The following is a 10,189-nucleotide window of genomic DNA, read 5'->3' as shown; positions in this document are numbered from 1 at the left end:
GTGGGGGGTTGTGGGCGGGGTCCCCCGGGGGGGGGAGCGCGGCCAGCACCGCCTGGGGGTGGTCGGGGAGGGGGGCGGCGGCCGCCGGCCGCACCACCGCCTCCACCAGACCTGCCTCGCCGTCGGCGTCCTCCAGCACGGCGCCGGCGGCGGCGACCGGGAGAGCCGGGCCCCCGGTGCCGGCGACCAGAGCGGCACCGCAGCCGGGCCCGCGCGCGGCGGCGAGGCCGAGCTCGACCCGGCTCATCCGCGCCCGCGCCGAGACCCGCTCGAAGGCGATCCGCGTCGGCACCTGCAGCACCACGGCGGCGACCAGGTCGCGGCCGGCGCCTCCGGCGATCAGGTCGGCGACCGGCACCGTCCGGACCCCTGCCCGGCCCCAGGTCTCGGCGACGCCGCCGGTCGCGAGCGCGACCGGCGCGAGCTCGCGGGGCCCGAGGGCCGAGGCGAGGTTGCCGACCAGCGTGGCCCGGCGACGTACGGCGGGGGTGGCGAACCAGCCCGCGCCCTCGCTCCCCCACCAGGGCCCGAGCGCGGGGTCGGCGACCCGGACCAGGGCGCCCACCCGCAGCGCGTCGCCGTGCCGGCGGGTGGTCCGGGCATCGGCGATGCGGTCGAGGTGGACGAGCGCGCTGGGGGGCGTGACCGACGCGGTCAGCCACGGCTGCAGGCCGGTGCCGCCGGCCAGCACGACGGCGTGCGGGTCCTCGGCGAGCACCGCGGCCGCCTCCGCCCAGCTGCTCGGGTGCAGGTGCGCGGTCACCGCCCGCCTCCCGCCAGGGCAGCGGCCCGACCGGGCGGGGTCACCGGGATCGCCTCGACGGCGGCACCGGTGGCGTCCCGGACGGCGGCGGCGACCGCGGCCGGCGAGGAGACCAGCGGCCCCTCCCCGATGCCCTTGGCCCCGAGCACGAGGTCGGGGTGGGGGTGCTCGAGCGCGACGGCGAGCACCTCGGGGACGTCGTGGGCGAGGGGGAGCAGGTAGTCGCCGTACCCGGTGGTGAGCTGGCGGCCGTCCGCGTCGAGCCGGCGCTCCTCGTGCAGCGCGAACCCCACGCCCTGGACGGTGCCGCCGACCAGCTGGCCCTCGACCGCGACCGGGTCGATGGCGCGCCCGCAGTCCTGGACGGCCACGACGCGGGCGACGCGGACCCGGCCGGTCACCTCGTCCACGTCGACCTCGGCGCGGTGCGCCACCACCTGGAAGGCCTTGTGCGGCCGGTCGGGGCCCGTGTCGGGGCCGTCGTGGGTGACCACGTGCCGGATCGTCTCCTCGCCGAGCGGGGTCGACCGGCGGTCGAGGAGGCGTCGTACCTCCTGCGCGGCGAGGTACGCCGCCCCGCCGCTCGCCATCGTCTGCCGGCTGGCCTTGCTTCCACCTGCCGTCGGCCCGGCGGTCGTGGTGGCCACGACCCGGACCGGCCGGCCGGGCAGACACTCCCCCACCACCCGGCGCAGCACCTCGGTGACGCCCTGCCCCACGTCGGCCGCCGCGGACTCCACGACCACCTCGTCGGCCGTGAGCGTCACCGCCACCGTGGCCGGGTCCGGCCGGCCGTGGCCCAGGCCGGCGCTCTTGATCCCGAGCGCGACCCCGGCGCCGCGGCGGTGCGACGCGGGCACCGGTCGTGCGGTGCGGGGCACCGCCTCGAGGGCGTCGAGGACGTCGCGGGGGTCCGCGCTGCCCACGTAGGGCTGCCCGGTCAGGGCGAGCGGCTCGCCCGGGCGGAGCAGGTTCTGCCGGCGCAGCGCGACGGGGTCGCGGCCCAGTCGCCGGGCCATTGCGTCGACGGTCGACTCGATGAGGAAGCACGCCTGGGTGGCGCCGAACCCGCGCATCGCCCCGGCCGGCGGGTGGTGGGTGTGGACCGCCGTCGTCTCGACGTCGACCTCCTCGAAGACGTAGAGGCCGGCGGAGAAGTCGTGGACGATCGCGCTCACCGGCGTCGACGTGAGGGCGTAGGCGCCGCCGTCGACGAGCGTGCGCACCCGCAGGGACACGAACCGGCCGTCGGGCCGCGCGACCAGCTCGACGTCGCTGGTGACCGGGTGCCGGCTGGGGTGGGCCAGCAGCGACTCCGCGCGGGAGTACGCCGCCCGCACCGGGCGGCCCGTCGTCCGCGCGGCCAGCACCAGGTGGGCCTGCAGGCTGATGTCCTCCCGCCCGCCGAAGGCGCCGCCGATCCCGCTGTGCGCGAGCTCGAGCTCGTGCGGCGCGAGGCCGAGCGCCCGCACCACCTGCGCGTGGTCGGCGTGCAGGTCCTGGGTGGCGAGCGTGAGCAGCACCGAGCCGTCCGCCCGCGGGACCGCCACGCCGGCCTCGGGGGCGAGGAACGCCGCGTCCTGCCGGCCGGTGCGCCAGTGGCAGCGCACCACCACGTCGTCGGGGCGGCGCACCGCGGACCCGCGGGCCGTGCGGTGCCGGGCCACCAGGTTGCCCTCCGGTCCGACCACCGGCGCGCCCGGGTCCAGCGCCCGGGCGGGGTCGAGCAGCACCGGGAGCGGGGACAGCTCGGCGCGCACCCGGGCCGCCATCCTCCGCGCCGCGGCCGGCGTCTCGGCCACGACCAGGGCCATCGCCTCGCCGTGGTGGCGCACCACCTGGTCGGCGAGGACCGGCTGGTCCTGGACCTTCGAGCCCAGCCGCCGCCCGGGCACGTCCCGCCCGGTCAGGACGGTCACGGCGCCGGGCACGGCGCGGGCCTCCTCCAGGTGCAGGGCGTCGATGCGGGCGCTGGCGCACGGCGACCGGACCGTGCTCAGGTGCAGCTCGCCCTCGGCGTGCTCCTGGGTGGCGAAGCGGTGGTCGCCGAGGAGCTTGTCGAGCACGTCCGCCCGCACCGCCACCGACCCGATCGCCGGGGGGACGGCGGCGGGCGCGGCAGGTGCGGGCGGACGGCTCATCACTCGCCGGTCAGGGCAGCACGGCCGGCTCGGGGAGGTAGTCGTCGCTGACCCACTCCTCGACGTCGACCGGCTCGGCGAGACCTGACTCCACCAGGACGGACTGGGTCTCGGCCAGCCCCTCCGTGCGGAGGCTGCCGAGGCCGTCCTCCGCGGACGTCCCGGCGGTGTAGCCCTCGAAGTAGGCGTCCATGCTGAACTTCAGCGCCTCGGGGCTGACCTCCTGGCACTCCTCGACCAACGTCTCGTAGGCCGCGTCGTAGTTGTCGACGACCCACTTGGCGGACTCCGCCCACGCCGTCGTGAAGCCCTGGGCGGCCTCCTCGTTCTCCGCGAGCCAGGCGTCGTTTGCGGTGAAGACGTGGCCGTAGGTCGGCACGTGGTCCTGCATCGGCATGACCGTCAGGTCCGGCCGCTCGGTGAGGATCGCCTCGGTCGAGGTGGTCGGGTAGAAGATGACGAAGGCGTCGATGTCGCCGGCGAGGAACTCCGCCTGGGTGGCGTCGTCGCTCGGGATGACGTCGATGGTGCTCTCGTCGATGCCGGTGGCCGAGACGAAGGCCTGCCACACGGCGCCCTCGAACTGGTCGGTCTGGACGGCGAGGCTCTTGCCCTCCAGGTCCTCGGGGCTCGTGATCGAGGGATCGGCGAGGATGGTGACCGGACCGACGGTCGACGCGGCGCCGATCACGGTGAGGGGCAGGTCCTGGCCGGCGCCGATGGCCACGGGCGCGGCGGAGAGGATGCCGAGGTCGAACTCCCCGGCGGCCACCAGGGGGACGGTGTCGCTGCCGCCCTGGCCGCGGTCGTAGCTGAGGTCGATCCCGTGCTCCTCGAAGATCCCCTGCTCGAGGCCGGAGTAGACGACCGACCAGTCGCCGGCGCAGGTCCACTCGAAGGCCATGTTGACCGGGGTGAGCGCGTCACCGTCGGCGGCCGCCTCGGAGTCGGAGGAGCACGCGCTGAGGGCGAGCATCGAGGTCAGTCCCAGGGCCGCCACGAAGGCGCCGGGCTTGCGGGTGGACAGGTGCATGGGCTCTCCAGAGGTGAGGGTGCTGCGGGCGGTGGTGGTCCCGAGAGGGCAGGGGGCAGCAGCGCGAGGACGCGCTGGGGCAGGGCGAGAACGGGGCAGGGCAACGGGGCAGGGCAACGGGGCAGGCGGCACGGCGGCCGGGGCGCGGCTCAGCGCACGACGGTCTTCCACGGCACGGCGAACCGCTCGGCGAGCAGGCAGGCGTTGAAGAAGACGATGCCGACCAGGCAGGACAGCAGGGCGAGGACGAAGACCGCGGCCGTGTTGAGCTGGGCGCTGTAGACGGTGATCAGGTAGCCCAGCCCCTCCCGTGAGCCGATGAACTCACCGAGCAGGGTCCCGATGACCGCACCGGGCGCCGCGACCCTGAAGGAGGAGAAGAGGTACGGCAGCGCGTTGGGGATGCGCACCCGGGTGAGCACCGAGAGCTCGCCGGCGTTGGCCAGCTTGAGCACGTTGACCAGGTCCTCGTTGACCGAGGTGAGCCCGTGGGCGACGTCGACGATGATCGGGAAGACGGCGATGAGGAACGAGCAGATCACGATGGGCACCGCCCCCCGGCCGAACCAGATGATCAGCAGCGGGGCGATCGCGATGGTCGGCATCACCCGGACGATGTTGAGGAACGGGTAGACCAGCTCCTCGAAGAGCGCGCTGCGGGCGATCATCACCCCGAGCGCCGTGCCGACGACGATGGCCAGGCCGAAGCCGATGAGCGACATCTTCGTCGTCGCCCACAGTCCCTGGAGGAACAGCGAGCGCTGGTCCCCGAACGCCTCGAGCATCGCCGAGGGCGCCGGGAGGATGTACTTCGGCGTGTCCAGGACCCGGACGGCGAGCTCCCACACGAGGACGGCGAGGCCGAGCAGGAGCCAGGCCCGGACCATCCGAAAGACCCGCATGACCGGGCCGCTGCGCTCGGCGGGCGGGATCACCGCCTTCACCGCGCGGGTGGGGGCCATGGCTGCGACAGGAGCGGCGGTCATCGGTTCTCCTCCAGGGCGGTGCGGATCCGGTGGGCGATGTGGGCGAACTCGCGGGTGTCCTTCAGCTCGTTGCGCCGCGGGCGCGCGAAGTCCACGGTGATCAGGTCGGCGACGCGGCCGGGGTTCGCGGCCATCACGACGATGCGGTCGGAGAGGAACACCGCCTCCTGGATCGAGTGGGTGACCAGCACGATGGAGGTGTGGGTGGTGTCCCAGATGCGCAGCAGCTCGGTGTGCATCTCGTCCCGGGTGATCTCGTCGAGCGCGCCGAACGGCTCGTCCATGAGCAGCACCTGCGGCTCCATCGCCAGCGCCCGGGCGAGCGAGACGCGCTGCCGCTGGCCGCCGGAGAGCTGCTTGGGGTACCGCCTCTCGTAGCCCGCCAGCCCGACCAGGTCGAGCATCTCGCTGGGCGACTTCGCGGGCCGCTGGGCGCGTCCCCGGGCCACCTGCTGGGGCAGACGGACGTTGCCCTCGACGGTGCGCCACGGCGCGAGCACGGCGTCCTGGAACACCATGCCGATCAGGCCCGAACGGCGCGCCTCCTCCGGCGTCCGGCCGAGGACCTCGAGGGTGCCCTGCACCGATGCGTGCGGCTGCAGGCCCGCCATCGCCCGCAGGAGCGTGGACTTGCCGCAGCCGGAGTGCCCCACGATCGAGACGATCTCGCGCGGCCGGACGCGCAGGTCGACCCCTTCGACGGCGACGACCGCGCTGTCACCGCGGCCGTGGACGACGCAGACGTCGCGCAGGGCGATCAGGTCGTCCGGCTCGCCCGACGCGCTGCCGCTCGGGTGGTCGGTGCTGATGAGGTGGGAGGTCACGGGTGGGCCCTCGCCTTCTGGTCGGGTCGTTCTCGGCAAGTGTTGGACACGTCTTTTACGTCCGCGTTTCGACGGGGTGCCGCTACGGGCGGAGCCGCGCGGTGAGGACGGCGACCGCGGCGGCGATGCCGACCGACACGGCCCCGGTCGGGTGCGGCGCGAACCGCGCGTCGTGGTTGCGGGGGGCCGGTGTGGAGGACTGGTGGAGTGCGGGGTCCTGCACGCCGAAGTTCCAGATCACCGACGGCACGCCGAGCCGCTCGGCGTACCGGCCGAAGTCGTCGCTGGCCGGCAGCGGGTCGAGCGGGGGGCGGACGGCGTCCTCGCCGAAGACCTCGGCCAGGGCCTCGGCGGCTCGGGCGTTCTCGGCGGGGTCGTTCCAGGTCGCCGGGATGGCGGTGATCTCGGGGTCCTCCTCGATCTGGACCTCGACCCCCGAGGCGGCTGCCTCGCCGTGCACGATCCGCAGCACGCTCTCGCGCACCCGGTCGGCCACCTCGGGCTCGTAGGTGTGGCTGGAGACGGTGAAGACGGCCTCCCCGGGGATGACACTGGCCTTCACTCCTGCGTGGAGGTCGCCGATCGTGACGACCGCCATCCGGAACGGGTCGACCTCCCGGGAGACCACCGTCTGGAGGCGCAGCACCATCGCCGCGGCCGCGACCACCACGTCGTTGGTGAGGTGGGGTCGGCAGCCGGAGCCCCCGACCCCGCGGAGCGTGACGCGCCAGGAGCGGTGGGCGGAGAGGAACCAACCGGGCCGGCAGATCAGGGTGCCGAGCGGGGCGGCGGCGACGTGCTGCCCGAGGATCACGTCGGGCAACCCGGTGTCGTCGAAGAGGCCGTCCTCGAGCATCGCCAGCGCGCCTGCGCCGTTCTCCTCCGCGGGCTGGAAGACGCCGATGAGGGTCCCCGACCAGCTGCCGCGGTCCCGGTCGAGGTGCCGGAGGGCGCCGACCAGGGACGCGGTGTGCATGTCGTGCCCGCAGGCGTGCATGACGCCGGGGGTGGTGCTCGCGTACGGCAGGCCGGTGTCCTCCACGAGCGGCAGCGCGTCGGTGTCGGCGCGCATGGCCACGATCGGACCGGGCCCGTTGCGCAGGACCGCGACCAGCCCCGTGCCGCCGCACGGCGACACCTCCGCGTCCGTGGCCGCGAGGGCCTCGGCGATCTTCGCCTGGGTCCGGTGCTCCTCCCCGGAGAGCTCCGGGTGCTGGTGCAGGTCGCGGTAGAGGGCCAGGCACTCCGCCAGGACGTCGGCCGGAGCGGTCGGGTGGCTCGTCAGCGTCATGCCGTTCCCTCTTCCACGCTCGATCTCATCACTTGCATGTTGTATCCAGCTTGGTTTACGGCTGGCGCTTCCTCGTGTTTCGCAACCGTTTCTTTCGGCCGTTCGGCGTTTCGGTCGGCGCGTTTTGTATCCAGTTCCGGGCGGAGGCGGCGACCCAGGACCGCCACGGCACCGGCGATGCCGACCTGCACCGCACCGGTGGGGTGCGGCGCGAAGCGGGCGTCGTGGTTGCGGGGCGGCGGCACCGGTCCGGCGTGGAGCGCCGGGTCCTGCACGCCGAAGTTCCAGATCACCGACGGCACCCCGAGCCGCTCGGCGTACCGGCTGAAGTCGTCGCTCGCCGGCAGCGGGTCCGCCGGCGGACGCACCGCCTCGGCGCCGAAGACCCCGCCGAGGGCGTCGGCGACGACCGCGTTCTCCGCCGGGTCGTTCCAGCAGGCCGGGATGGCGGAGACCTCCTCGACGTCGACGTCGACCCCCGAGGCGGCCGCCTCCCCGTGCACGATGCGCAGGAACGCCTCGCGCACCTGGATGGCGACGGCGGGCTCGTAGCTGCGGGTGGAGACGGTGAAGACCGCCTCGGCGGGGATGACGTTCTCCTTGGTGCCGGCGTGGAAGGTCGCCACCGTGAGCACCGCCATCCGGAACGGGTCGACCTCGCGGGCCACGACACCTTGCAGCCGGTGGACCATCGCCACGGCGGCGACGACCGCGTCCGCCGCGAGGTGCGGCCGGCTCGCGTGCCCGCCGACGCCGCGGACGGTCACCCGCCACGAGCGTTGGGCCGACAGGAACCAGCCCGGCCGGCAGAGCAGGCGCCCGAGCGGGGCGGCGGTGACGTGCTGGCCGAGGACCACGTCCGGGAGGCCGGTGTCGTCGAAGAGTCCGTCGTCGAGCATCGCCAGGGCGCCGCGCCCGGTCTCCTCGGCGGGCTGGAAGACCCCCACGAGGGTGCCCGACCAGCTGCCGCGGTCCTGCCCGAGCCGGGAGAGGGCGCCGACGAGGGAGGCGGTGTGGACGTCGTGGCCGCACGCGTGCATCACGCCGGGGTTGACGCTCGCGTACGGGAGACCGGTCTCCTCGGCGATCGGAAGGGCGTCGGTGTCGGCACGCATGGCGACGACCGGGCCCGCGCCGTTGCGCAGGACGGCGACCAGCCCGGTACCGCCACAGGCACGGACCTCCGCGCCCGTCGGCGCGAGCGCTGCCCGGACCGCCGCCTGGGTGCGCTGCTCCTCGCCCGACAGCTCGGGGTGCCGGTGCAGGTCCCGGTACAGGGCCAGCGCGTCGTCGAGCACGTCGGCAGGGACGGCGGGCAACGGCACGGACAGCGGCACGGACAGCGGCACGGTCAGGCCCCCCGCCGGTTCTCGGCCTCGACGAGTCGCGGCAGGACGACCACACCCGGGCCGACGCCTGCCGCGAGGCCGGCCAGGGTCTCCAGCACCGACAGCGCGGTGATCCGGGACGTGCGGCCGCCCGAGGCGCTGTCGACGCTGTTGACGAAGGTGAGCTCGTAGTGGCCGACCGAGGAGTCGAAGGTGACCACGTGCCGCGTCTCCTCGGCCGCCGGGTCGGCGAGGACGACGACCTCGACCAGGTCGAGGCCGACCGTGGCGAACGCCAGCGCGACCGAGGCGTTGGAGGTGCGGGGGAAGGCGAGCGCGGCCTCGCGGGCCGTGCCGCGGAAGACCTCGACCGGCCCCTCGAGGTGGTCGTGGGCGACGCCGAGGGCCCCGGGGCGCTTGACCGTGGTGTGGCTGACCCGCGCCGCGCCGGCACGGGAGGCGGCGGCCAGCAGGTCGAACCCGCCGATCGCGCCTGCGGGCAGCAGCACCCGTCCGGGGCCGGCCGCGAGCAGCACCTCGACGTCGGGGCGCGCCAGCACCCCGCAGGAGCAGACCAGCACGTCGAGTCCCGTGGCCACGGCTCGGGCGACGACCGTGCGCGCGGCGTCGACGCTCGTCGCCTCGACCAGGACGTCGGCGCCCGACAGGGCGGCCTCGACCTCCGCCGTGCTCGACCGGGAGTGGACGGTGCCCGCGAGCGTGCAACCGGCGACGTCGCCGCGGGCGAGGGCCTCGGCGACGGCACGGCCGATCGCGCCGGTGCCGGCGACGACCACGGCGCTCATGCCGCGACGCCCTCGCCGTCCCACCGCGGGTCGGCAGCGGCACTGACCCTCGTGGGGGACCAGCGCACCAGGGTGTGGCTGCACCGTGCACCCAGCTCCGGCAGGTCGACGCCTTCGCGCGAGACGGCGTCGCCAGCGAGCTGCCAGCGGGGCGACAGGACCGCCTCGCCGAGGTCGGCCTCACGCGTGCCGTGGGCGAACAGATGACTGAGCACCTGAACGTTCCACGGCACCTGCTGCTCACCTCCCGGCGTGCCACCGAGCAACCAGCCGTCGTCGCGCTCCGTCGCCCAGGCGTGCAGCGTGGTCAGGGGCCGACGCCCGGGCACCGGCGCGTTGGGGTGGCCGGGCTGGAAGGCGAAGCCGCGACCCGCGCGGTTGGACAGCACGAGGTCGTACGGCTCGACGACGAGGCCGCTGCCGAACTGGGGGAAGGAGTTGGAGTGCACGACGACGACCGCGTTGCCGGCCGCGTCGACGGCGGCGACCGTCGAGGTGCCCTCGGCTCCGACCAGCTCACCGCGGGACTGGCGTGCCAGCACCGTGCGGACCAGCTCGGGGCCGACCTCGGCGAGCTCGCGGTCCTTGAAGACCTCGGTCAGCGCAGCGCCGTAGGTCGGGGCGTTGGTCGCCCACAGCGAGCCGGCGGCCGTGGTGACGCGGTGGGCGCGCTCCTCCAGCACCTGGACGCTGCCCAGGTCCGCCGCCGTGATCACCCCACCGGCCCGGGCCACCCGGTCGACGAACGCCGTGCCGGCCGGGCCGCTGAACAGGCGGGCTCCCTCCCGCGCGAAGTCCTCGAGCAGCCGGGCCAGGCCCGGCAGTGGGAGGAGGTCGCCCGCGGCGAGGGGCCCGCCGGGCGGGTCGTAGACGCACCCGTCCGGCTGGTGGGTGCGGAGCAGGTCCACCGACTCCCGGGCGAGCAGCTCCGACATCGGCGACCAGACGGCACCGCGCGTGGCCAACGCCCGGGCGGGGGCCACGAGCCGCGCCCTCCCGAGCACGCCGAGCGAGGCC

Annotated in this window: 9 protein-coding genes; all 9 read right to left on the bottom strand. The window is 75.0% G+C overall.

Annotation, left to right across the window (positions count from 1 at the left end):
- Positions 1 to 763 (bottom strand): FAD binding domain-containing protein (locus ACSMHG_RS19165; RefSeq protein ID WP_435748124.1); only part of this gene is annotated, 763 nt, incomplete at its 3' end.
- Positions 760 to 2,904, bottom strand: a complete 2,145-nt coding sequence (locus ACSMHG_RS19160) for a xanthine dehydrogenase family protein molybdopterin-binding subunit (protein WP_435748122.1) — start codon at positions 2,902 to 2,904, stop codon at positions 760 to 762. The genes ACSMHG_RS19165 and ACSMHG_RS19160, both read right to left, overlap by 4 nt.
- Before the next feature lie 10 nt (positions 2,905 to 2,914).
- A complete protein-coding gene (locus ACSMHG_RS19155) occupies positions 2,915 to 3,937 on the bottom strand; it encodes an ABC transporter substrate-binding protein (RefSeq protein ID WP_435748120.1) in 1,023 nt (340 codons plus the stop codon).
- Positions 3,938 to 4,086: 149 nt separating this feature from the next.
- Positions 4,087 to 4,923 carry an ABC transporter permease gene (locus ACSMHG_RS19150; RefSeq protein WP_435748118.1) on the bottom strand — a complete coding sequence of 279 codons (837 nt, stop codon included), beginning with the start codon at positions 4,921 to 4,923 and terminating at the stop codon, positions 4,087 to 4,089.
- Positions 4,920 to 5,747, bottom strand: coding sequence for an ABC transporter ATP-binding protein (locus tag ACSMHG_RS19145; protein WP_435748116.1), 828 nt, complete (start codon positions 5,745 to 5,747; stop codon positions 4,920 to 4,922). Before ACSMHG_RS19145 ends, ACSMHG_RS19150 begins: the two co-directional genes overlap by 4 nt.
- Positions 5,748 to 5,829: 82 nt before the next feature.
- Positions 5,830 to 7,038, bottom strand: coding sequence for an amidohydrolase (locus tag ACSMHG_RS19140; RefSeq protein WP_435748114.1), 1,209 nt, complete (start codon positions 7,036 to 7,038; stop codon positions 5,830 to 5,832).
- Entirely contained in the window at positions 7,035 to 8,387 is a 1,353-nt protein-coding gene (locus ACSMHG_RS19135; RefSeq protein WP_435748112.1) for an amidohydrolase, read from the bottom strand. The genes ACSMHG_RS19140 and ACSMHG_RS19135 overlap by 4 nt, the downstream gene beginning before the upstream one ends.
- A gap of 2 nt (positions 8,388 to 8,389) precedes the next feature.
- On the bottom strand, positions 8,390 to 9,172 hold the full coding sequence (locus ACSMHG_RS19130) for an aspartate dehydrogenase domain-containing protein (RefSeq protein ID WP_435748110.1): 783 nt from the start codon (positions 9,170 to 9,172) through the stop codon (positions 8,390 to 8,392).
- Positions 9,169 to 10,189, bottom strand: a 1,021-nt coding sequence (locus tag ACSMHG_RS19125) for a gamma-glutamyltransferase (RefSeq protein WP_435748108.1), incomplete at its 5' end; no start/stop codon positions are given. The genes ACSMHG_RS19125 and ACSMHG_RS19130, both read right to left, overlap by 4 nt.

The organism is Nocardioides ureilyticus (assembly GCF_051280745.1).
Lineage (GTDB): Bacteria > Actinomycetota > Actinomycetes > Propionibacteriales > Nocardioidaceae > Nocardioides.
This window is presented reverse-complemented; position numbering and strand designations above follow the sequence as displayed.

Excerpts from the sequence above, each read along its gene's own strand:
- ACSMHG_RS19155 (WP_435748120.1), bottom strand. The coding sequence starts at position 3,937 with ATGCACCTGTCCACCCGCAAGCCCGGCGCCTTCGTGGCGGCCCTGGGA.
- ACSMHG_RS19160 (WP_435748122.1), bottom strand. The coding sequence starts at position 2,904 with ATGAGCCGTCCGCCCGCACCTGCCGCGCCCGCCGCCGTCCCCCCGGCG.
- ACSMHG_RS19130 (WP_435748110.1), bottom strand. The coding sequence starts at position 9,172 with ATGAGCGCCGTGGTCGTCGCCGGCACCGGCGCGATCGGCCGTGCCGTC.
- ACSMHG_RS19140 (WP_435748114.1), bottom strand. The coding sequence starts at position 7,038 with ATGACGCTGACGAGCCACCCGACCGCTCCGGCCGACGTCCTGGCGGAG.
- ACSMHG_RS19150 (WP_435748118.1), bottom strand. The coding sequence starts at position 4,923 with ATGACCGCCGCTCCTGTCGCAGCCATGGCCCCCACCCGCGCGGTGAAG.